At 46.7% G+C, this 23,230-nt stretch carries 30 protein-coding genes and 2 pseudogenes; 5 read left to right on the top strand and 27 right to left on the bottom strand.

The genetic code is table 11. The annotated features are described in order from the left end of the window. From A6764_RS09765 to A6764_RS09750, 5 genes are all read right to left on the bottom strand, one after another. Nucleotides 1-291 carry a transposase gene (locus A6764_RS09765; RefSeq protein WP_264622319.1) on the bottom strand — a complete coding sequence of 97 codons (291 nt, stop codon included), beginning with the start codon at nucleotides 289-291 and terminating at the stop codon, nucleotides 1-3. Nucleotides 292-534: 243 nt separating this feature from the next. After that, nucleotides 535-627, bottom strand: a complete 93-nt coding sequence (locus A6764_RS09760; protein WP_083989755.1) for a YjcZ family sporulation protein — start codon at nucleotides 625-627, stop codon at nucleotides 535-537. A gap of 115 nt (nucleotides 628-742) precedes the next feature. Continuing rightward, a complete protein-coding gene (locus A6764_RS09755) occupies nucleotides 743-928 on the bottom strand; it encodes a hypothetical protein (RefSeq protein WP_141669617.1) in 186 nt (61 codons plus the stop codon). Between the two features lie 629 nt (nucleotides 929-1,557). After that, on the bottom strand, nucleotides 1,558-2,070 hold the full coding sequence (locus A6764_RS22390) for a TIR domain-containing protein (RefSeq protein WP_176703234.1): 513 nt from the start codon (nucleotides 2,068-2,070) through the stop codon (nucleotides 1,558-1,560). Nucleotides 2,071-2,117: 47 nt separating this feature from the next. Next, nucleotides 2,118-2,651, bottom strand: coding sequence for a magnesium chelatase subunit ChlI family protein (locus A6764_RS09750; RefSeq protein ID WP_264622493.1), 534 nt, complete (start codon nucleotides 2,649-2,651; stop codon nucleotides 2,118-2,120). On the opposite strand from A6764_RS09750, the gene A6764_RS09745 reads away from it, so the two are divergent. Further along, the gene (locus tag A6764_RS09745) at nucleotides 2,651-3,058 is read left to right on the top strand and encodes a helix-turn-helix domain-containing protein (RefSeq protein WP_083989757.1); all 408 of its coding nucleotides are present in this window, start codon (nucleotides 2,651-2,653) and stop codon (nucleotides 3,056-3,058) included. The genes A6764_RS09750 and A6764_RS09745 overlap by 1 nt on opposite strands. Before the next feature lie 124 nt (nucleotides 3,059-3,182). On the opposite strand, the gene A6764_RS09740 is transcribed toward A6764_RS09745, so the two are convergent. From A6764_RS09740 to A6764_RS09660, 17 genes are all read right to left on the bottom strand, one after another. Next, nucleotides 3,183-3,410 carry a sulfurtransferase TusA family protein gene (locus tag A6764_RS09740; RefSeq protein WP_065066678.1) on the bottom strand — a complete coding sequence of 76 codons (228 nt, stop codon included), beginning with the start codon at nucleotides 3,408-3,410 and terminating at the stop codon, nucleotides 3,183-3,185. Between the two features lie 38 nt (nucleotides 3,411-3,448). Next, entirely contained in the window at nucleotides 3,449-4,573 is a 1,125-nt protein-coding gene (locus tag A6764_RS09735; RefSeq protein WP_141669619.1) for an MBL fold metallo-hydrolase, read from the bottom strand. Between the two features lie 18 nt (nucleotides 4,574-4,591). Further along, on the bottom strand, nucleotides 4,592-5,167 hold the full coding sequence (locus tag A6764_RS09730) for a sulfurtransferase TusA family protein (RefSeq protein ID WP_065066680.1): 576 nt from the start codon (nucleotides 5,165-5,167) through the stop codon (nucleotides 4,592-4,594). Nucleotides 5,168-5,183: 16 nt separating this feature from the next. Then, entirely contained in the window at nucleotides 5,184-5,963 is a 780-nt protein-coding gene (locus tag A6764_RS09725) for a sulfite exporter TauE/SafE family protein (RefSeq protein WP_065066681.1), read from the bottom strand. Between the two features lie 68 nt (nucleotides 5,964-6,031). Further along, nucleotides 6,032-6,430: a DsrE/DsrF/DrsH-like family protein gene (locus A6764_RS09720; RefSeq protein ID WP_065066682.1), complete on the bottom strand. Its 399-nt coding sequence runs from the start codon at nucleotides 6,428-6,430 to the stop codon at nucleotides 6,032-6,034. 59 nt (nucleotides 6,431-6,489) lie between these two features. Then, nucleotides 6,490-6,804, bottom strand: coding sequence for a rhodanese-like domain-containing protein (locus A6764_RS09715; protein ID WP_035301117.1), 315 nt, complete (start codon nucleotides 6,802-6,804; stop codon nucleotides 6,490-6,492). 90 nt (nucleotides 6,805-6,894) lie between these two features. Continuing rightward, nucleotides 6,895-7,272 (bottom strand): rhodanese-like domain-containing protein, encoded by a 378-nt coding sequence (locus A6764_RS09710; RefSeq protein WP_065066683.1) that lies wholly within the window; start codon nucleotides 7,270-7,272, stop codon nucleotides 6,895-6,897. A gap of 700 nt (nucleotides 7,273-7,972) precedes the next feature. Continuing rightward, on the bottom strand, nucleotides 7,973-8,530 hold the full coding sequence (locus tag A6764_RS09705; protein WP_065066684.1) for a peroxiredoxin family protein: 558 nt from the start codon (nucleotides 8,528-8,530) through the stop codon (nucleotides 7,973-7,975). 13 nt (nucleotides 8,531-8,543) lie between these two features. Further along, complete coding sequence (locus A6764_RS09700; RefSeq protein ID WP_176703235.1) at nucleotides 8,544-9,251, bottom strand: cytochrome c biogenesis CcdA family protein; 708 nt, start codon at nucleotides 9,249-9,251, stop codon at nucleotides 8,544-8,546. Between the two features lie 19 nt (nucleotides 9,252-9,270). Then, nucleotides 9,271-9,927 carry a hypothetical protein gene (locus tag A6764_RS09695; RefSeq protein WP_065066685.1) on the bottom strand — a complete coding sequence of 219 codons (657 nt, stop codon included), beginning with the start codon at nucleotides 9,925-9,927 and terminating at the stop codon, nucleotides 9,271-9,273. Between the two features lie 192 nt (nucleotides 9,928-10,119). Beyond that, a complete protein-coding gene (locus tag A6764_RS09690) occupies nucleotides 10,120-10,689 on the bottom strand; it encodes a class I SAM-dependent methyltransferase (RefSeq protein WP_065066686.1) in 570 nt (189 codons plus the stop codon). Then, nucleotides 10,602-11,828, bottom strand: coding sequence for a sensor histidine kinase (locus A6764_RS09685; protein WP_065066687.1), 1,227 nt, complete (start codon nucleotides 11,826-11,828; stop codon nucleotides 10,602-10,604). The genes A6764_RS09690 and A6764_RS09685 overlap by 88 nt, the downstream gene beginning before the upstream one ends. Then, nucleotides 11,812-12,507: a response regulator transcription factor gene (locus tag A6764_RS09680; protein WP_065066694.1), complete on the bottom strand. Its 696-nt coding sequence runs from the start codon at nucleotides 12,505-12,507 to the stop codon at nucleotides 11,812-11,814. The genes A6764_RS09685 and A6764_RS09680 overlap by 17 nt, the downstream gene beginning before the upstream one ends. 286 nt (nucleotides 12,508-12,793) lie before the next feature. Further along, entirely contained in the window at nucleotides 12,794-13,180 is a 387-nt protein-coding gene (locus A6764_RS09675; protein WP_065066688.1) for a DUF302 domain-containing protein, read from the bottom strand. 67 nt (nucleotides 13,181-13,247) lie between these two features. Further along, nucleotides 13,248-13,727, bottom strand: coding sequence for a DsrE/DsrF/DrsH-like family protein (locus A6764_RS09670; RefSeq protein ID WP_065066689.1), 480 nt, complete (start codon nucleotides 13,725-13,727; stop codon nucleotides 13,248-13,250). 62 nt (nucleotides 13,728-13,789) lie between these two features. Further along, nucleotides 13,790-14,050 (bottom strand): metal-sensitive transcriptional regulator, encoded by a 261-nt coding sequence (locus A6764_RS09665; protein ID WP_065066690.1) that lies wholly within the window; start codon nucleotides 14,048-14,050, stop codon nucleotides 13,790-13,792. Nucleotides 14,051-15,064: 1,014 nt separating this feature from the next. Beyond that, entirely contained in the window at nucleotides 15,065-15,613 is a 549-nt protein-coding gene (locus A6764_RS09660; protein ID WP_065066691.1) for a magnesium chelatase subunit ChlI family protein, read from the bottom strand. On the opposite strand from A6764_RS09660, the gene A6764_RS09655 reads away from it, so the two are divergent. Beyond that, on the top strand, nucleotides 15,613-16,020 hold the full coding sequence (locus A6764_RS09655) for a helix-turn-helix domain-containing protein (protein ID WP_083989760.1): 408 nt from the start codon (nucleotides 15,613-15,615) through the stop codon (nucleotides 16,018-16,020). The genes A6764_RS09660 and A6764_RS09655 overlap by 1 nt on opposite strands. A gap of 267 nt (nucleotides 16,021-16,287) precedes the next feature. Here the strand turns inward: A6764_RS09655 and A6764_RS09650 are convergent. Together A6764_RS09650 and A6764_RS09645 are read right to left on the bottom strand one after the other, a co-directional pair. Continuing rightward, a pseudogene (locus A6764_RS09650) lies at nucleotides 16,288-16,795 on the bottom strand (SOS response-associated peptidase); the annotation flags it as partial. A gap of 196 nt (nucleotides 16,796-16,991) precedes the next feature. Continuing rightward, nucleotides 16,992-18,119, bottom strand: coding sequence for a 2-methylaconitate cis-trans isomerase PrpF family protein (locus tag A6764_RS09645; protein ID WP_044897897.1), 1,128 nt, complete (start codon nucleotides 18,117-18,119; stop codon nucleotides 16,992-16,994). Nucleotides 18,120-18,255: 136 nt separating this feature from the next. Between A6764_RS09645 and A6764_RS09640 the strand changes: the two genes are divergently transcribed. Then, nucleotides 18,256-19,119 (top strand): LysR family transcriptional regulator, encoded by an 864-nt coding sequence (locus A6764_RS09640; RefSeq protein ID WP_044897896.1) that lies wholly within the window; start codon nucleotides 18,256-18,258, stop codon nucleotides 19,117-19,119. 174 nt (nucleotides 19,120-19,293) lie between these two features. Then, nucleotides 19,294-20,604 (top strand): CitMHS family transporter, encoded by a 1,311-nt coding sequence (locus A6764_RS09635; RefSeq protein WP_035298233.1) that lies wholly within the window; start codon nucleotides 19,294-19,296, stop codon nucleotides 20,602-20,604. Between the two features lie 80 nt (nucleotides 20,605-20,684). Here the strand turns inward: A6764_RS09635 and yyaC are convergent, their stop codons facing one another. Then, on the bottom strand, nucleotides 20,685-21,284 hold the full coding sequence (gene yyaC / locus A6764_RS09630; protein ID WP_082059524.1) for a spore protease YyaC: 600 nt from the start codon (nucleotides 21,282-21,284) through the stop codon (nucleotides 20,685-20,687). A 360-nt stretch (nucleotides 21,285-21,644) separates the two neighbouring features. Here yyaC and A6764_RS22385 point away from each other — a divergent pair. Continuing rightward, nucleotides 21,645-21,814, top strand: a pseudogene (locus A6764_RS22385) (transposase); the annotation flags it as partial. 147 nt (nucleotides 21,815-21,961) lie between these two features. Here the strand turns inward: A6764_RS22385 and A6764_RS09625 are convergent. Then, nucleotides 21,962-22,879: an IS3 family transposase gene (locus A6764_RS09625; RefSeq protein ID WP_141669828.1), complete on the bottom strand. Its 918-nt coding sequence runs from the start codon at nucleotides 22,877-22,879 to the stop codon at nucleotides 21,962-21,964. Beyond that, on the bottom strand, nucleotides 22,783-23,121 hold the full coding sequence (locus tag A6764_RS09620) for a helix-turn-helix domain-containing protein (RefSeq protein WP_065068431.1): 339 nt from the start codon (nucleotides 23,119-23,121) through the stop codon (nucleotides 22,783-22,785). The genes A6764_RS09625 and A6764_RS09620 overlap by 97 nt, the downstream gene beginning before the upstream one ends. Nucleotides 23,122-23,230 lie beyond the last annotated feature (109 nt).

The raw sequence follows: 23,230 nt of genomic DNA, 5'->3' as shown, positions 1-23,230 counted from the left end.
CTACTCGGGCTCCTTCAAGAATGCCTGAAACTTTTTTAAAATCTCATTCTCCCTTTCGAGTTCTTCCAAGCGCTTTTGTAGCCGTCTGATTTCGAGATCCTTGTTGGCGATTGGCTTCCCGTTACCTGTAAATGCTTCATCACCGTGTGTTTGATATTCATACACCCATCGGCTCAGCATCGTAGGAAGAATGCCTAAAGCCTTCGCAACATGGGAGACCTTCTTTCCTTCATCCATGATCTGCATCACGGCAACTATCTTGAAGGCTTTGTCATACTTTTTACGCACCATAGAAAAACAACCCCTTTACACAAAGTTATCCTTAGTCTTAACTCCGTGTAAAGAGGATTGATGAAAGTCCAAACTTTTGCAAATGCAACAGGATCTGAAGGAGCTTGTACAACATGTCAAGCAAAAACTTAATTCAGAATAACTGACATTCAATCATGTAAGAAGGGGCTGTACATAGTGAAAAAGTAAAGGGAGAACCCCTTCTCCCTTTACACAAACACTTTGATGCATCCACATTAACCTTTAACAGTCGCAGGAACAACCTACAATCACCAGCAATACAAACAATACCAACACCAGCGCAAAATCATCAAAATCGCCATTGAAGATACCCATTTGCATTCCCCCCTTTCGCACATGTAGTTATACTCTATGCGTCAAGGATGGAAGCTGCTTATACGAGTACCTATGTGATGAAAAAATCCCATCAGGATCATTTCCGAATGGCGAGTCAAAACAAAAACAATGCTCTTTCCCCGTCCACTGCCTCCACTGCAAACCAGTTGGTAATCAATCGCTGCTGCTCTGACGCGATCACTTGTGAACAAGCCATTTCAGAGGGAGCGATCTCGTCCTCATCCTCCAATATGTCCGGGAAGCGGCCGGCCACCGGATCCAGAACTGTTTTTTCGTTCAATCTCAATCCGGCTACTACTTGTCCTGTCCATCCAGTATTAGAGTGGCGCTGCCGCTTCTCCTCCGTCCACTCTTCTCGTGACCGGCCGTCCTGGGGTACCCAAGCTCCTCGCCCACATCGATGTAGAGTTGACATAACGTGACTCCTGTATATAATAGTGCCTCACGCACTTACGCGTGAGGACGCGACTACCCGTCGAACACAAGAAAGTCCATCTCCTTACAAGATGGGCTGAATTGTTACGACTTAACGCTTTTTTACATAGCTCGGAGGACCATACTCCACTTTTCCGTTACCCGATGCCACGATTCTAAAGTAAGGGGAGCCTGTTACGGAAGGACCGACAAAGCGAACATTTCCATAAGTTTCCCTGAGTTTCTGCGTTTTTCCACCGCTTTTTTGGCGATCTCGGCTCTATTCATACAATCGCCTCTCCTTTTAAGAACTCATGAAGTGAGCTCAAAATGTCCTCATTTACATTATAAAACACTTCATCGAAGCCTAGAAATAACGGTTTGGTCCGCCAGAGAGTGGTTCTCGTTATGGTCCCGATCTGCTCCAGCCCCTTTTCGTCATCCGTTAGACGGAATAACGTCACAGCCTTCTTTTTGTTGAACGGCGGAACCGTTTCAAACTCGTCTGTAAAAGCAGACATGATCTGATTGTATTGATTGTATGTCGGATCTCTTCGACCATTGCGACAAATAATACAGAAAACATGCATGAGATTCGAGTTTATTTACTCTTTCCGTCAAATGAACATTGTTCAATGGCCCAAGTCGATCTGCAATCCTACGGAACTGGTTACAAAATGCATTGACTGCTGAGACCAGGTTACCGTCTCGTCGGTCATCTTCGTAGATGCCCGGTGTAACTCCAATTAAATCAGTCGGTATGTGGATTCTGTTCCTTTTACTCCGCGGAAGATCATAAAATACCCTTTCCACCCCCAGACGACCGATGAACAATCCAAATTCAAACAGAACGTTGTCCCTTACCGCCGTAGATTGCTCCCCTCTACTATTCATTTCGTCGTCGGGATGGAACACAAAAATGGCGAAATCCGTATGATCCAGTTGTCGGGTCAAATCAATAATTGTAAAGCTGGAAGGGTCAAAAACACCGTTCTGCCAGACAGTCACTTCACATTCGTGTTGAATTCTTCCCTACCGCAATTTCTGCACCATTCTCATCCCACCACCCCGCGATCCAGCGCCCGATACCGGATCGCTTCCGCCACATGGGCGGCCTCGATCTGCTCCGCTCCCGCCAGGTCGGCGATGGTGCGGGCCACCTTGACGATCCGGTTGTAGGCGCGGGCGCTCAGGCCGAGCGTTTCAAAAGCGAGCTGCAGCAGCTTCTGCCCCTCTCTGTCCAGGCCGGCATACCGGCGCAGCTCCTCTCCGTTCATCGCGCTGTTGAAAGGAGCGCCGGGGCGGTGCCGGTAACGCTCGCATTGAATGGCCCTCGCCGCTTCCACCCTGCGGCGGATCTCTTCGGACGATTCCGCCTGCGGCCGCTCCTGCAGCAGCGTTACCGGCACCCGGGGAACTTCCAAATGCAGGTCGATCCGGTCAAGCAGCGGGCCGGACAATTTCGACCGATACTTTTGGATCTGCTGCGGCGTGCAGGTGCATTCGCGCTGGTCGCGGGAGCCGTAGAAGCCGCAGGGACACGCGTGAAGATAACAACCTAGAAATTTCGATTCACAGAGAAAACTCAATGTCACCTGCATTGCCAGAGGATGACACACCAGGTGGGCGCATCAGACGTGCACGAGTAGAGAAAAACATGCTGCTTGTCGATCTTGCTGCCGCAACCGGCCTTAGTGTCCGATCTCTTCGTCTGGCTGAACATAACAAGACCACAGTATGTCCGTCGAACCTCAGAAAGTTGTCTGAAGCATTAGGAGTGTCAATTGCTTACCTGGGTTGTTTCGAAAGCCTTCCGGAACATACACTTGGCCAGCGGATCAATAAGGCACGTCTCTACCATGGGTACAACAAAAGGGAGTTCGCAAAGAAAATAGGCGTAAGCGCTCGAATGATTTGGTTGTGGGAAAAAGATGAGTACCGGCCTTCCGAAAAATATATGGAGCGTCTTGATACATTTTTAGCTATTTTATATTGACATTATAGCCCTCCGTGGACAAGAAGGCCTCAGATTACAGACAAACTCCCTTTGTTGCTGCGACAGCGAGGAAGTTTATCTGCAATCTGAAAGGGCATCAACCGATGCCCTTTTCCTGCTTACGTTACCCTTTCTTTACGAAGAAACGAAATACCCCTTTGTCTTCTTCCACTTTCAGCAGTTCATGATGATTTTGTCTAGCCCATGCCTGAAAGTCGTTCAGAGACCCTTTATCCGTCGTTTCCAATTCCATGATTTGACCTTTTTGCAGTCCATCCATCGCTTTTTTTGCCCGAACGATCGGCATTGGGCAGGCCAACCCTTTTGCATCAATGACAACATCTGCTTTCATTTCAACTACCTCCCATTATGTTCAATCAATCATTTTGATTACGCGTGGTGGAGTGCGCAGCGATTTGGGCCAATTTCCAGCTCCGTTGCTTTCTCTGCTGAAACTTCGACTGTTCCGCGGTTAATTTCCACAATCTCCTCATAGTTTGGTGGCGTTGCACCTACTGTGCCGGTCACCATCTCCGTAAATTGCTCGCGATCCTCGGTACGCATGATTTCATTGCGTTTTCGGATATCTCCCAGACGAGCACCAACGTAGCCGCCTTCATTGATTTCTTTGATATCTGCATAGTGGGACGGCAATACCAAAACATCGTCAGAAAGGTTCGCAATCGTTTTAAATACGGTGTCGTACAGGGATTGTGCCCATTCTCTCGCCTTACCACCCAGGTCAGGTCTGCCAAGCCCGCCTACGAAGATCGTATCACCGGAGAGAAGATACTTGTCATTAACTAGGATGGATACACTTCCAGGCGTATGTCCTGGTGTTGGAACGGCAATCACTTGTACTTCTACCGCGCCAAATTGAAGACGCTTATGGTTTTCCAATGGCTCGTACCGCAAATGGGACCCCTGCATCTCACTGGACGAAATGTAGTAAGTGGCTCCAGTTTTTTCTGCCAGCTCATGCCCACCGGATATATGGTCAGCATGCAGATGGGTATCAATCACATGTGCAATGGTTGCGTTCTCTTTTTCTGCCAGTGTAAGGTACTCGTCAATGTGTCGGTTGGGGTCGACAACCAGTGCCTGCCCTTCGGAGATGACCATGTATGAGAGGCACCCTTTCGCCAAGCGATTGACTTGAATCAGCTTCAACCGTTCCTCTGTTACCACTGTTGCGGGGTGGTAAAACTGGCTCCATTCCTGCATCCCTTTTTCCAGGTAACTGACGTTGTATCCCTTCTCGTCAAGGATTTCTGCGACCATCTGCGCGCTGCCCCCTTTTGCACAAATAACCACAATCTCTTCGTCATTGGGAAGCTGCGCAAACACTTCGTCATTCTCCTCGAGAAAATCGAAGTAAGGAATATTGAGCGACGTCAAGTTCTTCCCTTCGATTTTCCATTCCTGATAGTCCTCAGGGTTGCGTACATCCAGGATGACGACTCCCTTTTCGATTTTCTCATGAAGTTCCTTTGCGTTAATCACTTTGACTGCCATCATTTATCACTCCCTCGTTTATGATTGTTTGACAACGGGTCCCTTCCATTCGGACATGCCGGGAACCACGTTTTTTACAGTGGTAAACCCTTTCTGCTGAAGTATCTGGCAGGCCGCGTCGCTGCGGTTGCCGGTACGGCAGACCACATAGATCTCCTGCTTTTGATAAGGCAGCAATTCATCCATCATTTCTTCCAACTTTCCGAATGGTACCAACTTCGCTCCCGGAATATGACCAAACGCGTATTCCATCGGTTCGCGAACATCCAGGATAACGGGATTCGCGTCTAGTTTTTGCTCCAATTCCTCGTTTGAAACCACATGCGGATAGGGGTGTTCCGGCTTGGTTTCAGATGGAGCGGACTTCCGGATATAGTGTTTAAAGACTCCGTTTTCTTCAATCGTTCCCAGAAACAGATGGCCAGTGCGGTCTGCCCAGCTACGGACATCGGCAACAGAACCGGGGTCGGTAGCCACTACTTCCAATACTTCCCCGCTTTTCATCTCGTCCATTGCCTTTTTGGTGCGGACGATCGGCATGGGGCAGGCAAGTCCTTTGCAGTCAATGGATTTGTCTACTGTGATGTTGTTCATCTGAAGAAATCCTCCTTTATGCCAAGATGTCAAACCATATTTTCACGGCCGTACCCAGAATCAGTACTGCCAGTATGGCTTGCAGGATTTTCGTATTGATTCGCTTGCTTAGCCGCGCTCCCAGAGGGGCGGCCAAAATGCTCGCCACTACCATGATGACCGATGGCCAGAACAGAACGTCTCCTGCCATCACTTTCCCTACCGTTGATCCAATGGATGAGAGAAAGGTAATGGCCAGCGAAGAAGCGATCGTCATGCGTGTCGGGATTTTCAGCACAAGCAGCATGATTGGTACCAGAATGAAGGCACCAGCTGCACCAACGATTCCGGAAGCGATCCCGACAACCAGGGCTGCAAGAACGGCGGTCGTTTTGTTAAACTGCACCTTTTCCAACGGAATGTCATCAATTCCCTTATTCGGAACAAACATCATAAACGCTGCAATGCTTGCCAGGACACCATATACCAGATTGATTGTCTCAGGGGCAAGAAACTTTCCGCCGTATCCCCCGGCGAAGCTCCCGATAATGATAGCCACACCCATGTAGGCAACCAGCTTGTAATTGATCAGTTTATCTTTTCGAAGCGCCCATACTCCAGAGATGGTCGCGAAGAAAACCTGCACCGCACTGATGCCCGATACCTCATGGGCTGTGTAAGCAGCAAGGCCCAAAGCTGGCGGGATATACAGCAGCATCGGATACTTAATAATGGAACCCCCGATGCCAACCAAACCGGAGATAAATGAACCGGCAAAGCCAATAAGAAACAATGTGATCATCAATGAGAGTGTCATACTCCTTCTCCCTCCTCATCGTGTGAGGCAGGTGGGAGCCGGTATGGAGATCGACTCCCTCCTTATTTCTAAAATGTAACCGTCACGTCTGCGTCGTAAGCGAAATCGAGGAACGTCATTGCACCGCCAACGTCAATCCCATCTACGAAATGTTCTTTGGTCATCCCTGTTACATCCATGGTCATTTGACAAGCAATCATCTTAACCCCGCTTTCCAGGGCAATGTTCACAAGGTCGGGGATTGACGGGACGTTGGCTCGTTTAAAGCCTTCCAGGTAATGTTCTTTCCCGGTTCCTATTGTCAGCATGTTTGCGGCGTCTTTATGAATAATGCTCAATGCTTCAAAGGTGAAGAAAATGGCCACTTCCGCGCCTGCAGCCGCAGCAGCGGTGGCGATGTTCAATACTTTGTAGGCCGTTTCAAGTCCGCCATTTGAAGCGATAATGGCTACACGTCGTTTTTTCATTTGCGTACACTCCTTGTTTGTCGTAATGGATATATGTGATCTTCCCAATTGGGAAGGAATCACTTCTCAAGGTCGCCTTCCCAGGCACTCATGCCACCCATCATGTTTTTCACATTGCGATACCCCAGGCCGTATAAATATTCGCAAGCGACAGCACTGCGGTTGCCGCTGCGGCACACCATGATCGTTTCTTCATCAGGATCAATCTCCTTGTATCGCTGCGGCAAATCATTGAGCCGGATGTGCTTGGCTCCGGGAATTTTCCCGGCTGCTACCTCCTCATCTTCACGCACATCAACGATATTCAGTTTCTCGCCACGTTTTAACCGTTCTTTCACATCGACAGGATGGATGTGTACAATCGGATTTGACATGTTGCGAACCCCCATACCCCATAAGGTATATATTTTTCCTTTTTAAAAAGGAGCTGATCCATGATCGGCCAAATCTCCTTTTTATCATTCTCATTTGGTTATATTTCCATCCCAACCGGACATGCCCGTCCGGAGATGGCTAATGTTTGTAAAGCCTTGTTTTTTCAGCAATTTTGCAGCTTGACGACTTCTCATTCCACTTTGACAAGTCAAGACAATAGGTTTTTTTCTGTCCAATTCATGTATCCGTTCTCGGAGCACACGTAACGGAATGTTTTGGAACCCCTTGATATATCCCCGTTTGTATTCAAATGGTTCCCGGACATCGACAAAAACATGCCCTTGCGGTTTCTTCAACAGCTGCTTCACATCATCAGGATTTAGGTTTTTCAAACCTTTGACGGGAAGCATTTTGTTTGCCATGAAAATCACGAACCCCGCGAGAAACAGATAAGGAATCCATTCCATATTTGCCACCCCCTTTATACCGTATAGGGTATATACCCCTATGGGTATTATTATAACCAAGTTTTTTAATTCGTCAATGGTTCGAAGAAAAAAGGGGGATCTTCATAATATCGGTAGGTGATTTGGAGGAGGTTCTTCCAGTGATACGAATTCGTTCCAAATGGAAAACGATTGCTCTGTTGATGGTCGTTTCGGTGTGCCTGATCGTGTCAAGCTTTCCCATCGACGAAGCCGTCCCTCTTAAAACTTCTGCGAAATCCGTAATCCATGAGGTTTTCCCGGGAAAGACATTGTGGTCCATATCCAAACGCTACGGCGTGCCAATCGAATCACTAAAGCGCTTAAACGAACTAAGCGTTACATCCGTCGTCCCGGGCCAAGCATTGATCATCCGTGACAAGGTTGTGGTCCGCAAAGGGGAATCGCTTTGGAATATTGCCATACGGCACGACACGGACGTCAGCCCAGCACAACCGAATGAGGGCTCCATCTCATGTCCGGACGGGCACGAAGATCCGAATTCCGCAACCAAGACGGGTTCCGATTGTAACCGGTGCCTATTTTGTTCCGACGAATCCAAAGATCCAGGAGGTACTCCTCCAACGTTATCGTCCACTAATCAACAGGGTGGGTATCTTCGAGTATCACGCGAACTGGAATGGCAATCGATCTTCTGTTGCATGTCCGCAAACTCCCTTGTTTATTTCAAGTTAGAAAACGACTGATTCATCATGTCGTAATTGATGGCTCCTTGGAATTTATGCCGGATGACCCCTTGGGAATCAATGATATAGGATGTCGGGTAAGCGATCACTTGATAGGTTTCGCTTACGTCCCCTTTCTCGTCCAATACCACGGGGAACGACAGCTCGAACTGCTTCACAAATTTAGGCACATCATCAACTGACTTTTCTGTCGTACTTACATTAACAGCAATAACAACCACGTCTTTTTCCCTGAAATCTTCATAAAACCTCTCCATATGCGGCATTTCCATCCGACATGGAGGACACCAGGTTGCCCAGAAATTAAGCAAGACTTTTTTCCCTTTTAAATCAGACAGCTTAACCTTTTTACCCTCTAAAGCCGGCAATTCAAAATCAGGGGCTCGATTTCCTATCTTTATCCCATCTTGAACATTTACCATTTGATCTCTATCATTCTCGCCCCCGACCTGATCATTTCTCATCTGATAATCAAATACCCCCCAAAGGGCAAGTCCTAATAAAACGATTAAAGCAAAGTGATTTTTTTTCACGTTTCATACCACCCTAAAAAGTAAATTGTGCTAGCCATGCGCTCAGTTTCTGAAGCTGACCTGTAAATAACAGCAATCCCATTCCGATCAAAATCCAGCCGTTTACCAAGGAAAGGACAGGAAGCCAGCGATTGATATTTTTAACCACGCTCAAGGAATACGTAATGAGTAAAGATATGAGCAAAAAAGGAATCCCCAATCCCAAGGAATAAATAAACAGCAGCAGCATTCCGTTATGCACAGTCTCTGAGGAACTAGCCAACAGTAAAATGGACGATAAGGCAAACCCGACGCATGGCGACCATCCCGACCCGAAGGCTAGCCCTAATAAAAACGAACTCAACTGCCCCTTTTTTTGAATGTTTCCGTGGTCCCAATGTTTTTCGAACATCAGAACACGAATGTTGAGAATTCTGGCCATCTGTAATCCAAACACGATAATAAAAAATCCGCCTATTTTTTCAATCAGTTCCCGATAGCCAGCAAACAGTTGCCCGATCATACTGGTGGATGCCCCCATTGCAACAAATACAAGACTAAAGCCAAGAATAAACCAAATGGAACGTATGATGAGCATTCCTTTTCCCACATGAATTTTGTTGTATTGAACTGTCGATCCCGTCAGATGCGAGACGTATGCCGGAATTAAGGGAAACACGCAAGGAGAAAAAAATGAAAGCATTCCGGCTGTAAACGCGACGATTATCGATATATTCTCCACTTACTTCCCCTCCGCTTTATCATTTTCGCTCCGCCAAGTGGGCCCATCCCACCAACAGCAATGATAATCCGATAAAAGCAAGTTGTTCTGCGGAGAACCCCAAAAACACTAGAGAGCGATTTCCATCTAGAAAGGCACTGAAAATTTGCCCCAGACTGAACCAAAGTAAAATTTGAATGTTTGCGTCTCCCATCTTTTTTCTTTTCAAAATCCACCCGGACAAGAGCACAGAAATAGTCGCTGAAACGACATGAAATATCCATTGTCCTGCTTCAATCAGCCATATCAAACCATGGTAAGCCCCGAATCCGCTCAGAAAAACGAGCGTGACGAGTTCAACAATGTCGCCGACGGGAAGTCCCGTTTTTTTCATGCTGATCCATAAATAAACCGCACTTATCGTCCCGGCCAGCCAAATTCCTTTTTCCCCGCCATGGAAATAAATCAAAGACAGCGGATCTTCTATGACCGATACAGGATCAAAAGCGATCACGCTGAACTTCCAGATGAAGAAAGAGAGGAACATGGCGTTCAGGAATTTTTCCTTCACAACTCCATAATCGACATTTGTTCGAATCAAACGGATTCTCAAAGCCATATATCCCGTTAATGCGGAAACAAAGAAAACAAGAAGATTCTCGTTCATGACAACTGGTCCGATTTGCAACGGGTTCATCGTTCACCTCCCATGTATTTCTGAGCATATCTCATCAATGTTAAGATTCGTAAAAGCGGATGAAGAAATCGTGCCACATTATGTTGGAGAAATATTTGACAGCGATTAGCGAAGTACTGTTGATGAAAGCCACGAATCATATGCATATAAAGGCAGAGAAAGAAGCCGTTTGAGGCTTCTTTCCTTCTTGGACTATTTTTGAGCAACGATGATGTAATGTGCTTCTGTTGGATAAGCGAAGTGGACGATTTGAAATCCATTCTCTTCAAATGCCTTTTTCATATCATCCGAATGAATACGATGAGCCAACGGTGGTCCTTGTTCCGTTGGTTTCTTCTTCCATTCAATGCACAAGCAGCGTCCGCCCGATTTTAAAACGCGCCGGATTTCCCGTATTCCTTTCGAGAGAGGATCTACCTCGTGCAATACAAAAGATGCAATGATCCGATCCACTTGATTGTTTTCCATCGGGATGTCTTCGATTTTCCCTTCAACCAGTTCAACATGATTGAATTGTTGCTCCTTTACCCTTTGTTCAAGGACTTCAAGCATTTTGGGTTCCACATCCAAAGCGTAAACCTTTCCAGAGGTAAGTCTTGCGGCAGGCAACGTAAAATATCCCGTCCCAGCCCCAAGATCCAAGACAATGTCATTTGCCCTTATTTCTAGCGTAGCTAATATTTTTTCTGGCGGAAGAGCTTTTCTGCGCTCCGGATTATCCAATTTTTCCATGTGGGATGGATCAAAACGACGTTCTGACATACATGCTCCTCCTTAAAATGGTAGTAATTTGATTTTTTCGCTTCTTCAGTTTGTGAACAATAAACAGGCAGTGAAAACCAAAAGGAATGAACCTTGCCATTCGTTTGTAACCCTACTTTCCCTCCATGACGGGATACGATTTCTTTAACAATAGCCAAACCTAAGCCTGATCCACCGGTTTCCCGGTTTCTTGAAGGTTCCAACCGAAAAAACCGTTCAAAAATTTGTTTGGCCTTCTGAGGCGGAATTTCTCGACCCGAATTTTTGATCATGATTCTATATTCTTTCCCTGCCAGTTCTCCATAAACCTCTATTACTCCCCCTTCATCGTATTGGATCGCATTTTTCATCAAATTGTTAACGATTTGCTTAAGTCCCATCGGATCCGCTAAGACCGTTGCAGGTTGCAGTTTTACAGGACAGAGGATGTTTTTGTTCTTCAATTCCATTTCAAAATGCCGAACGCTCGTTTCGACAAATGAGAAAATATCAATTATTTGCAAGTCGGCTTCGCGCATTTTCTTTGCTTCCCAAGCAGAAAGCTGATGCAATTGATCAACCAAATCCGAAAAGTGAACGGCTTCTTCGTACAGCGAATGATAAAGCTCTTTGTTTCCGTTTATCACCCCTTCTCTTAACGCTTCCAGATAACCTTTGATATTGCTCAACGGAGTCCGCAACTCATGAGATATATCACTGATCATTTGCTTGCGTCTTTCCTCTCCCTGCCGCATCACTTGAACCAATTGGTTACAATTTTGGGCCAGTTGACCTATTTCATCATTCGATCTTTTTGTTATGGGTTCGGGGTATACCCCATTCATGATTTGTCTAAAAAAAAACGCTAATTGACGCAGACGCGTCACGATACGTCGTGCCAAAAAATAATGGATGATGGCAGCGGTAGCTGCGGCAATCACGCTTGCCCGTATCAAGTAATCCCGCATCGTACTGTTAAACAGCTCGCTGTTTACATTGCCGGAAAATTGATTCTGGTTGACCAAATAACAAGCGAAATCCTTCACGGTCACACCTGCTATCCAAATCACTAAACCGATGACCAAAGCGTTAATCAGAACCAATTTCCAAATGATACTTTTTGTCCAGAAACCAACAAGGTTTTTACGTAACCGCCACAAATCGATACCCCATTCCCCTGATGGTTTCTATAAAGTCTGGCATTCCATTGATGTCTTTCATCTTTTCCCTGAGCTTGCTGACATGTACGTCAATCGTTCTATCCACAACGATTTTTTCACCGTTCGGGTAAAGTTCCTGTAATATCTGCTCTCTAGTTAAAATCTGATTCGGATTCCTCATGAAAAAATACAGCAGACGGAACTCGTGATGCGTTAAAGGCAATACCTGACCGTTAAATTTTACCTCCCCCTTTAATGGCTTTATGGTAAGCCCTTTGTAACTGATCTTGCTGCATCTTTGAGCGGTTCGCTTGAGAATGGTCTCAACCCGTGCCACTAATTCTCGAGGACTAAATGGTTTCGTGACGTAATCATCGGCTCCCATCTGCAACCCTTTGATTCGGTCTTCTTCCGTCACCTTGGCTGTAAGCATGATCATCGGAACGTCGCTTTTTAACTCTTCCCTAATCCATTCGCACAGTTCTTCTCCTGAAAGTTTCGGTAGCATTAGATCCACAACGACAAAACAGGGGTCGTTTTTTTCAAACATTTCTTTGGCGGTCAATCCGTCCCCGGCCTCCCACACTTCGTATCCTGCATTTTCCAAATAGATTTTAACCAAGTTTCTGATTTTCGGGTCATCCTCAACAACCAGTATCGTTTTTCCTTTTAGATCCAGCGGAATCAACCCTCCTTAACAGGAGCTTAACCATGCAATATTAAGATTTGTTAAAGCTCTCTAGGAAGTGATCGATCTTGGAAAAATATACCCTTTTCTTGAGTTGGCTGTGTCTGTACATCTTCCGGTTGTTTCGGTCAAACCAAAATGGGTTGGATTTCCATGACGTTTTTTTGATTGCCTGCTTCATTTGAGCATATATACACCACAAACTCCCTCTGCTGCTGCGGCAGCGTTGGGAGTTTGTCTTCATTTTGACGATGCCAAGTTACTTGGGATCTTTCCGTTATTTACTCGACTCAAGCACCTGTATCAGAGTCAGCTCAATCTTCTCTGCAATCGCCTGCAACTCCCGGTCCTTGAGCAGCCCAATCAACGCCGTTGGTTTCGGCAAGCCGATATGCGTTTGGCCGTTTTGCTCATATACGACAACTTTGCAGGGTAAAAAGTACCCGACAAGATCATTCTTTGCAAGTACATTTGCTGCCTCGAACGGATTGCACACCTCTAGTACGCGGTACTGCCTCTCAAACGGGATTCCTTTGCTTTGCAGCTTGGCTGTTAGATCCAATTGCCAAAGCACTCCAAATTTATGTGTTTGTAAATTTTGTTCAATCGCTTGTACTGCTTCTTCAACACTTTTCGTGGTTGAAACGCTGTAATGAAAATCCACGATACCACTCCTTCATTCTTTCCGCCATTTTTGCGTCTAGTGTTACCAAAAACGATGTGTTCCATATTTAGATAAACAGATTAATGTTCGCCTGATCGGCTTCCCCCAGATACGTTGCTACTCCAGCAAATTTAAGTCCGTCAATAAGTTCTTCTTCCTTGATGCCCATTACATCCATCGACATTGTGCAAGCGATCATTTCCACGTCAAGTTCTTTCGCCATCTGCATCAACTCAGCGAGAGTGGCTACATTCTTTTTCTTCATAATATACTTCATCATCTTGGCACCCAGTCCGCCGAAGTTCATTTTGGAGATGCCCAACTTTTCTGGCCCACGCGGCATCATCCAAGCAAACATTTTTTCCAAAAATCCTTTTTTGACCGGGACAACCTGGTCTTTTCTCAGGATGTTCAGCCCCCAGAAAGTAAAGAACATTGTCACTTTTTTCCCCATTGCCGCCGCGCCTGTGGCAATGATAAAGCTGGCTATTGCTTTATCAAGATCACCGTCAAATACAATAAGAGTTGTTCTATCTTGTTTGTTCATGGCTAATTGTCTCCTCCTCGCAATATACATATACGGGTATGGGTATTTTTGATATTATAAAATTACCTGCTTTTTATAAGCAAGTCAATCGCTTCGTCTAATAACGGATTGGTATCTTTCCCTGCCGCCATTTCTTCGCGTATACAAGCAGACAGGTTTTCCGCTACAATGACGGCTATCGTCTTGTCAACTGCAGATCTAACCGCGGACAACTGACTAACTACTTCCCTGCAGTCTTTCTCCGCATCCATCATATTTACAATTCCTTTGATTTGTCCTTCCACACGCTTCAGTCTATGCATAATGTTTCTACCGTATTTCATTTTGGGTCCCTCCTTTCATCATATTCATGCCAGTTCATACACAAGCGACATTTTCCCCTAAGGTACTTCTCTCTTTCGGACAGAAGAAACCGATCACCGAGAATCCGTTTTTCTTGAGAAGGTGAATCCCTTCTCTCAATGTACGCTTATTAGGTGCAATAACAATTAATTTTTTCTTTGGTATTTGTGATACATTTCGGTGTAAGTAAGCATATGGAATGTTTAAAGCGCCATCAACAGGAGTGTGAAAAGCAACATGATAATCCCTTATATCAAGAATTAGAAAATCAGGTTCCACGTTTTCCAGTGACTCAAAATGCCGTACTTTCAAGAGTATTGTCGTTTTTCTTATATAATTGATGAATAAGATGAGACCAACGAGCAATAATACCTTCATACTAACAGTTATAACATTTTCACCACCTCTACAGAATATACATATACCCCTATAGGTATAATAGCCAGTCATTCTTGTTCTGTCAATTGTATATTTTAGAATAAAAACTCTCCATCATCATGTGGAGCATTCCTTTTCTGCTTTTTACAAGCAAGTTTATAACTTTTTAAACAATTTGATCCCCATCTTTAACCCTATGGATTTCATCACGAATACAAGTAGCCACGTTCTCCGCAACAATAACAGCAACAATCTTATCAACAGCTGATCGTAAGTTACCCAATCTTCTAGCAGATTCCGTCATATTCAAAAAATTAAAACCGTACCAAGTTGGCTAGTGCGATACTTCACTTCGGTCAATGTTGACAAATACCACAAACTCCCTCTGTTGCTGCGCGCTGCGGCTCGGACGCGATCATCTGTGAGCAAGCCATTTTAGAGGAAGCGATCTCGCCCTCTCATTCCAGTATGTCCGGGAAGCGGCCAGCCGCCGGTATCAGAACGGTTTTTCCGTTCAATCTCAAACCGACTGCCACTTGCCCCGTTTATCCGGTATTGACTTCGCACTGCCGCTCCTCCCCCCACTCTTTCTCGTGGCCGGCATGCTTGCTCCCCCGTTAGTCGCTGATATGATCTGGGCTCGTTTTCCTTCCTACCGCAATCTCTGCAACCATTCTCATCCCTTCACCCCGCGATCCAACGTCCGGTACCGCCAGGTCGACGAAGGTGCGGGCCACCTTGACGATCCGGTTGTAGGCGCGGGCGCTCAGGCCGAGCGTTTCAAAAGCGAGCTGCAGCAGCTTCTGCCCTTCTCTGTCCAGGCCGGCATACCGGTGCAGTTCCTCTCCGTTCATCGCGCTGTTGAAGGGAGCACCGGGGCGGTGCCGGTAACGCTCGCATTGAATGGCTCTCGCCGCTTCCACCCTGCGGCGGATTTCCTCGGACGATTCCGCCTGCGGCCGCTCCTGCAGCAGCGTTACCGGCACACGGGGGACTTCCAGATGCAGGTCGATCCGGTCAAGCAGCGGACCGGACATTTTGGCCCGGTATTTTTGGATCTGCTGCGGCGTGCAGGTGCATTCGCGCTGGTCGCGGGAGCCGTAAAAGCCGCAGGGACAAGCGTGAAGATAACAACCTAGAAATTTCGATTCACAGGAAGACTTCAATGTCTCCTGCATTGCCGGAAGATGACACACCCGGAGGACGTATCAGACGTACACGATTAGAGAAAAACATGTTACTTGTCGAGCTTGCTGCTGCAACCGGTCTTAGTGTCCGATCTCTTCGTCTGGCCGAACAGAACAAGTTAACAGTAAGCCCACCTAGCCTCAGAAAGTTGTCTGAGGCATTGGGGATGTCAATCGCTTACCTCGGTTGTTTTGAGAACCTTCCGGAACATACACTAGGCCAGCGGATCAAAAAGGCTCGACTGTATCATGGATATACCAAGAGAGAATTTGGAGAAATTCTTGGGTTGAGCCCGCGTATGATATTAGGATGGGAAAAAGATGAGTACCGGCCTTCCGAAAAATATATGAAGCGTCTTGATACATTCTTAGCTATTTTGCATTAACATCAAAGCCCCCCTCGGACGAGAAGAGCTTGATTCATTACTCGTACGCGATTCAATCCTGGTCTAAATCCTGCATTGCCTCGATGCAGGGGACCCGTCCAGTTCCTCAATTACTTTTCCGTTTAGGTAGACATACTTCGTCTGATTCTCGTTCTCTACCTTCGTCGCGCGCAAACCGTCCCGAGTGGATGATCTTGACATCACTCCATACCTTCATTTCGGCACTCTGAGTGTCGAATCCTTAGACGAAAAGACAGGAGGTTGTGGCTACTGCCAAGCAACCTCCACAATGCATTCAGGGAAATCATTTTTCGGGCTTCCAACAATCATTGATACTGGATACGCTCGCATCTGACCGGCATCATATGGCACGAGCAGCGACTGCAGCAGATCGGCATCGTACTTTTCCCGGTCGAGCCAAATGCTTTCATCCTCCCGCCGTAGAATCACCGGCATCCGGTCGTGGATGTCTGCTACAACCTCGTTGGGCTGGGTGGTAATGATCGTGCAGGTGTGAAGTTTCTGGCCGTTGGGCGAAGTCCAGGTGTCAAAGAGGCCGGCGAAGGCAAAGGGTTCTCCGTCCCGCATGGTAATTCTCATCAGCTGTTTTCCCCGGTCCATCTGCTTCCACTCGTAGAAGCCGTCGGCAGGGATCATACAGCGCTTGCGTTCAAACAGCCGCCGAAATGCCGGCTTCTCCCGCAGTGTTTCGGCGCGCGCATTGATCATCTTGTAGCCGATTTTGTGCCCAAGAAGGAACCAGGCCCCAAAGCAACAGGCAATTCCTGATGCCCGTAACTTGCAACTCAGGTAGAGAAACTCCATGCCTTTCTCCCAGAAAAAACGGATCATAGCCCTTCACATCGTCCCCCTATCGAGTTGCATGTGCGCAAAGGGTGATTCGCATGATTCTTCTTTCTGGGCCCAGTTACGAATCCTCCGCCAAATAGTAACAGATTTTCTAACCCGATTTACGCGAAATGATAGGACTGTAAATAATTCCTTTTCGTATATACGTAGCCTTCCAATATCGTTCTCGCTGTACGCACGACTTTGATGGCGCTGATGTGACCTGCTACGAAATCCACTTTCGTCTCCATAATTCCTGCCGGGTGAGCCAGTCGAAACACTTCCTGCTTGATCTCGACCAGTTCGGATAGAATCGTGTCCGGCAGAAAAGCGGCCGCAGTTGTGCAGATCGCTCCGGTGATCGCCAACGCCTGATGCGGTTTTTGCATGGACATCATGCGAATTACAATGTCCATGTCAGCAGCTTTTCTTTCGCTCCCGGTAACGTCCGTGTAATCCGCCGGCGATGCGACGATGGTCATTTTCGGCACTGCCGGAGATTTTGCAGTCGCCTCTTTCCGGTCGGCAAACCTGCACATTTCAGCTGCGATCGAGCGAATCTCTTCCAGCTCTTTCAGTTTTTCAGGTGTATACTCGTCGGGGAGTTCCGTCCCTTTCAGTCCGATGTCGGCCGCCCGAACGAATACAAGTGGGTTAGCAACATCAACGATGGAGACCGGAATGAGACGATTTTTTGTTTTGATCATATCCACCGGGTTTCCCGTCGGAAAGAGCTTTCCCGTAACCGCTCCCTCAGCCTGCGTAAACGAGAGGTAAATCGGAGAGCCTGTACCGGGAACGCCCGGAATCGAGCAACTTCCATCCACTTTTACACGGCCGTTTTCGACCTCTACTTCGGCGATGATCAGCTTTTTCGTATTGGTGTTGAATATTCGTACAGTCGTGACCGGCTCTTTGATCGGAACCATCCCCTGCTCGATCGCATACGGACCGACCGCGGATGATATATTCCCGCAGTTTCCCTTGAAATCAACCATTTGATGATCGATGCTTACTTGTGCAAATGTGTATTCCACATCAAATTCAGGTGATTCCGCCTTTTTGATGATCGCCGCCTTGCTTGTCAGCGAATTGGCTCCGCCCAGACCGTCTATCTGGCGATGATCCGGGCTGCCCATGATGTCGAGTAGGAATTCCTCCCACAGCAACTTGTTTTTCGGCATATGCTCATAGTTCAAAAAAACAGCCTTGCTTGTACCGCCTCTCATGATCACGACTGGCACTTTCATCGGCATTCCCTCCTACCCTTTCTGATTGCGAATTCGGTAAACGTATCGTAAAATAAACGGAATCATAAGTGAAATACATATTTTATTTGGATTCTGACAAAAAAAATTTATTATCAGGAGCTGAGGTGTTGGAAGAATGGACGAAAAAGACTGGATCGCCATTCGCGTGTTGTATGAAGAGAAAAATATAAGCCGCGCTGCCGAGCGTTTGTACATCTCGCAGCCAGCCCTGACATACCGTCTGAAAAACCTGGAGAAGGAATTTGGCACACGCCTGTTTTTCAAAATCAAAAACGGGATTGAATTTACATCGGAAGGAATTTACCTGGCGGATTATGCCGAGGAAATGATCAAAAAGCTACAGAAGACAAAAGATTACATACTAAACATGCAGAAAGAAGTAAGAGGCACTTTGCGTCTCGGGGTTTCCAGCAACTTCGCTCAGTACAAGCTGCCGAAAATTTTAAAAAAGTTTTCCGATCAGTTTCCTCACGTCCAGTTCAGCGTAAACACGGGATGGAGCACAGAAATCATGCATCTGTTGAACTCATCCAGCGTTCAGGTGGGGATCTTGCGGGGCAATTATGAATGGTACGGGATCAAAACGCTTTTGCACAGAGAACGTCTTTTTCTCATTTCGAAGGATGAGGTCGACTTGGACAATTTGCCGCAGCTTCCGTTTATCAACTACAAAACCGACAGCTCGCTAAAAAATCTGATCAACGGCTGGTGGCATGACCGCTTCTCCGATCCGCCGATGGTAACCATGGAAAACGACCGCCAGGAAACGTGCAAAGAAATGGTAAAACACGGACTTGGCGTCTCCATACTGCCGGAAATCTGTCTGCAGCCTTCAGACAATTTGCACACGTATGGCCTGTCTTATAAAAATGGGGAGCCTGTACTTAGAGATACATGGCTGATGTACAACCCGGATGTCCTTCGCTTGTCCACCGTCAAACATTTTGTCGACTTCCTAAACAAAGAGACGAGCATTTAACCGGCTGTAAACGCAGGACAAAAGTTTGCGTTTTAGTTATAAGTTTTTTTTTCGAAAACTGCAAAAAAATATGTATTTCCTTTATTTTTTCGTTTGCACTACCCTAGATGGTAACAGCACACAAATTTCAACAAGCAGATTTGTAAGCGATTGCTTGTTGGAGGAGGGGTTCATATTCTTACGTTACTCGGTATATCCATGGTGGTCGTCTTTACGTATCTTATTATGGCCAAACGGTTGTCTCCTGTCACCGCTCTCACAGTAGTCCCGATTCTCTTTGCGGTGATCGGCGGCTTCGGTTCGCAGCTTGGAGACATGATGCTGGCAGGATTAAAAACGGTTGCACCGTCTGCAGCGCTGCTCCTGTTTGCCATTTTGTTCTTTGGTGTCCTCATCGATGCGGGATTGTTTGACCCATTGATTCGGAAAATATTGAAGATTGCAAAAGGAGATCCGGTCAAGATCGCCATCGGTACAGCGGTATTGGCCCTCACCGTTGCACTGGATGGAGATGGCACAACCACTCATATGATTACGATCTCTGCGATGTTTCCGCTTTACAAGCGTTTGGGGATGAGACCGCTAGTGCTGGCTACGATTTCCCTGCTTTCGTTGAGCATTATGAGCGGAATGACACCCTGGGGCGGTCCCGCTACGAGAGCGATCACCGCACTGGGACTGGACGCCGGAGAATTTTTCATCCCGCTCCTGCCAACCATGTTTGGCGGAATTATCTGTGTGATCAGCATCGCGTATCTACTTGGCAAAAAAGAGCGTGAACGTATCGGTGTCATTGATATCGAACTCGACGGGCGGAATGAATCTTTCCTTTCCGAAGCTGCCGCTACCTACGCGTTGCAGGAAGATATCAAGCGCCCCAAGCTGGTATGGGTCAATTTGCTGTTGGTGCTTTCGGTTATGGTAATTCTCGTGTCCAGCCTTCTTCCGGTACCTGTTTTGTTCTTAATCGGGTTTGTGCTGGCATCGATGATCAATTACCCCAATCTGGATGAGCAGAAGGAGCGCGTGCTGTCCCATGCCGGAAACGCTCTCACCGTCGTTACACTTGTGTTTGCCGCCGGTATTTTCACAGGCATTTTTGAAGGAACGAAGATGGTAGACGCCATCGCCAATTCACTCGTTGCCATCATTCCGGAATCATTGGGTAACTTCTTCCCGCTCGTTGTCGCACTGACGAGCATGCCATTTACTTTCGTCTTATCCAACGACGCCTACTATTTCGGTGTCCTGCCGATTTTGGCTGAAGCCGCTTCCGCATATGGTATCGATCCTGTCGAAGTAGCGCGGGCCTCTGTGCTCGGGCAGCCAGTCCATTTTCTCAGCCCTCTCGTCGCTTCCACTCTACTGTTGGTCGGCATGGTCAAAACCGATCTGGGCGAATTTCAGCGATACGCGATCAAATGGGCACTCCTCTGTTCCCTCGTTATCATCGTGTTGGCTGTACTGACTGGAGCGATTATCTAACAAATCGGGTAAGATGGAGATAACTGCCGATCCTTTATCCCGCCATCTTCATGGCGCCATCCATAAACCAGGGTTGCTGCTTACCTCGCGCAGCCCTGGTTGTTTGTAACGTTTGTAATTGCTTGAACAATCGTTCTGGCCAGCTTCATCACTGTAAATAGACGGGTATCATTTAAAAACTGCGCTGCTGGCAGCGGATCGAGATAATTGACAACCCCGGTCAGGTGATAATCGCCCACTGCCGGAAGCACTTTTTGCAGGGCCCGCCCCGGAAGCAGCGGTCCCTCTTTCAACAAAACAGCTCCAACCTGCTCCCTTTCCCCCAGCCCGGCATCGATGCTGATGATGAACGGCTGCCGGAACTGCCGCTGGATCGTCTTCAATGTATGTTCCAGGTTAAAGGCATGAACCGGCTCCTCCAGCGTACCGTACACCTGGTACGCAATCCCGTTTTCTTTCAGCATCGTCCCGACCAACGGCCCCAATGCGTCGCCAATTGAGCGATCCGAGCCAACACATAAAAACACGATCTCCTTGTTTTCCCTTGTGGCCCGCTGAATCAGATCGGACAAAATTGAAGACATGACATCTATTTCCTGATGGTAGGTCCGTTCATTGTCATGCACCCAACAGAGCACTTTTTGTTTTACCTCTGGTTCTTTTCTGCCGAAAAAACCCATGCTTTTCCCCCTTGGCTTCGGTGCTTCCATAGCATTTATTATAAACGAAGGGAGGTTTCGGGATATGGAAATAATTTTTGCGAGCTATACCTCGAATTTCGAAGTCGTTTGCAGTACTTTTCAGGGAGTAGAAGAACGGCTGTGGCATCATATATACCATTCTCCAAACGGAAATCGCCTTTGCAGCTTTGTCCTCTTACCTTTCCACTGTTTGTTGCTACAACAATTGTGCCGTCTCAAGATCAGGAGCATCCAATATCGCACGAACGCGGGTATACAATTCCTTCTGCAGTTGTTGGGCGTGGCATCTAGGATAATCCGCACAAAATGAGTCTGACACAGTTGCCACGAATGAGTCCGAATGGCATGGAGCGACTCAACGAAGAAATTCGCCTACGAGAACGTGTCATTCGCATGTTTCCTACCCGAGAATCGATTATTCGCCTCATCGAAGCTTTACTGATGGAGATTAACAAAAAAGGGTAAGCAGCAAAAAGTATCACAATATGGGAGAGTATGCGGAATGGTGAGAACCGCAGGCAACAACTTAGGAGTCTATATTGACTCGGATTGGCTAATTTACTTCTCTAACCGAGAGGAATTGTCACCGCCGGGATATAATTGACCCAGGTTCGCTGATCTGACCCCCATTTTGTGGACTGATTGATTTTGACCCATCAGGCACTTTGGAGGAAAAGGTTTCGGAATTCGCTTGGCGACATGCCGTTCAATCGCATTTGTGGCCTTTCGTGGTTATAAAATTCAATATACTTCTTGATTGCTGTTCCCACATCGACGGCTTCATCAAACAAATGCGGGCGCAGTTCTGCTTTCAAGTGGCCGAAAAAGGATTCGATGCAGGCATTATCCAGACAATTCCCTTTTCGAGACATACTCTGAATAATCCCATGCTTTCGCAGCAAGCGGTAATATGCTTTTGTTGTGTAATGCATTCCTTGATCACTGTGAATCAGCAGTTGATGCGTCGAACGGTTTTGGACGGCCTCTTGTACCGTCTCTAGCACAAACTGGACGTCAAGACTGTCACTTAAGCGGTATGAGACCACTTCATTGTTGAAAAGGTCCAAGATGACGGAAAGAAAATATCGTTTTTTTCCAGCTTGCAAATACGTGATGTCAGTAACCCACTTTTGATTGGGATGAGCTGCTTGAAAATGCCGATCCAGAAGATTGGGCGCCAGGGTATGTCTTTTGTATTGAATCCGTGGATAACGTCTACGCCGTATGATCGCCTGCATGTTCATTTGCTTCATCAGCCGATACACACGCTTACGATTGAGATGCAAACCGTATTTTGTGAGCAGTATAGCCTTCATACGACGATAACCATAAATGCCGCCCAGTCTTCGATGCTCAAAGGATATGATTTCACAAACAGCAGCATCTTTTTGCTTTATCCCAGTTTTAAGCCATTTATAATAGCTGCTCCTGGCAATTCCTGCGGCAGCGCACAGCAAAGATACGGGGAATTGGCTGCTTAGTGCTTGAATAACGGCGTATTTTCCGTGTCTGGAGCATCTCTCCTTTCGGTTTTCAATAACTTTTTTAAAAATGCATTTTGAGCTCGTAGCCACTTGTTTTCCTGTTCCAAAGTGAGATTAGAAGGGATTTTTGACAAAGCCTTTTTAAGCCCCTGTCCTCTCCGGTCTTTCAATCCTTCTACTCCATGGATTTTGTATGCATGTACCCAATTTTTCACGTTAGAGTGAGTTTTAAAGCCAAACCGTTTGGCTGCCTCTCGATAGGACAAACCTTCTTCCAATATAGATTTTACAACTTCCAGCTTACATTCAATCGTATGATTTTCATAAGTCATTATCGCTCACTCCCCTTTAAGTCGAAATTCGACCAAATGGGTCAATTTCCTCTGTCTACCATTTGGGGAGCAGTTCACGCCGGAAAGAAAATGACCCACCCTTAGCGAA

Source organism: Brevibacillus sp. WF146, from assembly GCF_001673705.2.
In the GTDB taxonomy this organism is placed as follows: domain Bacteria; phylum Bacillota; class Bacilli; order Brevibacillales; family Brevibacillaceae; genus Brevibacillus; species Brevibacillus thermoruber.
The sequence above is the reverse complement of the archived record's forward strand: the minus strand, read 5'-3'. Positions and strand labels throughout refer to the sequence as shown.

Bases quoted from the DNA above. Each gene is read 5' to 3' on its own strand.
- A6764_RS09720 (WP_065066682.1), bottom strand. From the start codon at position 6,430: ATGAAAAAACGACGTGTAGCCATTATCGCTTCAAATGGCGGACTTGAA.
- A6764_RS09665 (WP_065066690.1), bottom strand. From the start codon at position 14,050: ATGAAATACGGTAGAAACATTATGCATAGACTGAAGCGTGTGGAAGGA.
- A6764_RS09730 (WP_065066680.1), bottom strand. From the start codon at position 5,167: ATGAACAACATCACAGTAGACAAATCCATTGACTGCAAAGGACTTGCC.
- A6764_RS09640 (WP_044897896.1), top strand. From the start codon at position 18,256: ATGGACGAAAAAGACTGGATCGCCATTCGCGTGTTGTATGAAGAGAAA.
- A6764_RS09740 (WP_065066678.1), bottom strand. From the start codon at position 3,410: ATGAAAGCAGATGTTGTCATTGATGCAAAAGGGTTGGCCTGCCCAATG.
- A6764_RS09745 (WP_083989757.1), top strand. From the start codon at position 2,651: ATGTCACCTGCATTGCCAGAGGATGACACACCAGGTGGGCGCATCAGA.
- A6764_RS09765 (WP_264622319.1), bottom strand. From the start codon at position 291: ATGGTGCGTAAAAAGTATGACAAAGCCTTCAAGATAGTTGCCGTGATG.
- A6764_RS09735 (WP_141669619.1), bottom strand. From the start codon at position 4,573: ATGGCAGTCAAAGTGATTAACGCAAAGGAACTTCATGAGAAAATCGAA.
- A6764_RS09695 (WP_065066685.1), bottom strand. From the start codon at position 9,927: ATGAACCCGTTGCAAATCGGACCAGTTGTCATGAACGAGAATCTTCTT.
- A6764_RS09620 (WP_065068431.1), bottom strand. From the start codon at position 23,121: ATGACTTATGAAAATCATACGATTGAATGTAAGCTGGAAGTTGTAAAA.
- yyaC (WP_082059524.1), bottom strand. From the start codon at position 21,284: ATGGGTTTTTTCGGCAGAAAAGAACCAGAGGTAAAACAAAAAGTGCTC.
- A6764_RS09715 (WP_035301117.1), bottom strand. From the start codon at position 6,804: ATGTCAAATCCGATTGTACACATCCATCCTGTCGATGTGAAAGAACGG.
- A6764_RS09645 (WP_044897897.1), bottom strand. From the start codon at position 18,119: ATGAAAGTGCCAGTCGTGATCATGAGAGGCGGTACAAGCAAGGCTGTT.
- A6764_RS09655 (WP_083989760.1), top strand. From the start codon at position 15,613: ATGTCTCCTGCATTGCCGGAAGATGACACACCCGGAGGACGTATCAGA.
- A6764_RS09710 (WP_065066683.1), bottom strand. From the start codon at position 7,272: ATGGAATGGATTCCTTATCTGTTTCTCGCGGGGTTCGTGATTTTCATG.
- A6764_RS09670 (WP_065066689.1), bottom strand. From the start codon at position 13,727: ATGAACAAACAAGATAGAACAACTCTTATTGTATTTGACGGTGATCTT.
- A6764_RS09725 (WP_065066681.1), bottom strand. From the start codon at position 5,963: ATGACACTCTCATTGATGATCACATTGTTTCTTATTGGCTTTGCCGGT.
- A6764_RS09760 (WP_083989755.1), bottom strand. From the start codon at position 627: ATGGGTATCTTCAATGGCGATTTTGATGATTTTGCGCTGGTGTTGGTA.
- A6764_RS09690 (WP_065066686.1), bottom strand. From the start codon at position 10,689: ATGTCAGAACGTCGTTTTGATCCATCCCACATGGAAAAATTGGATAAT.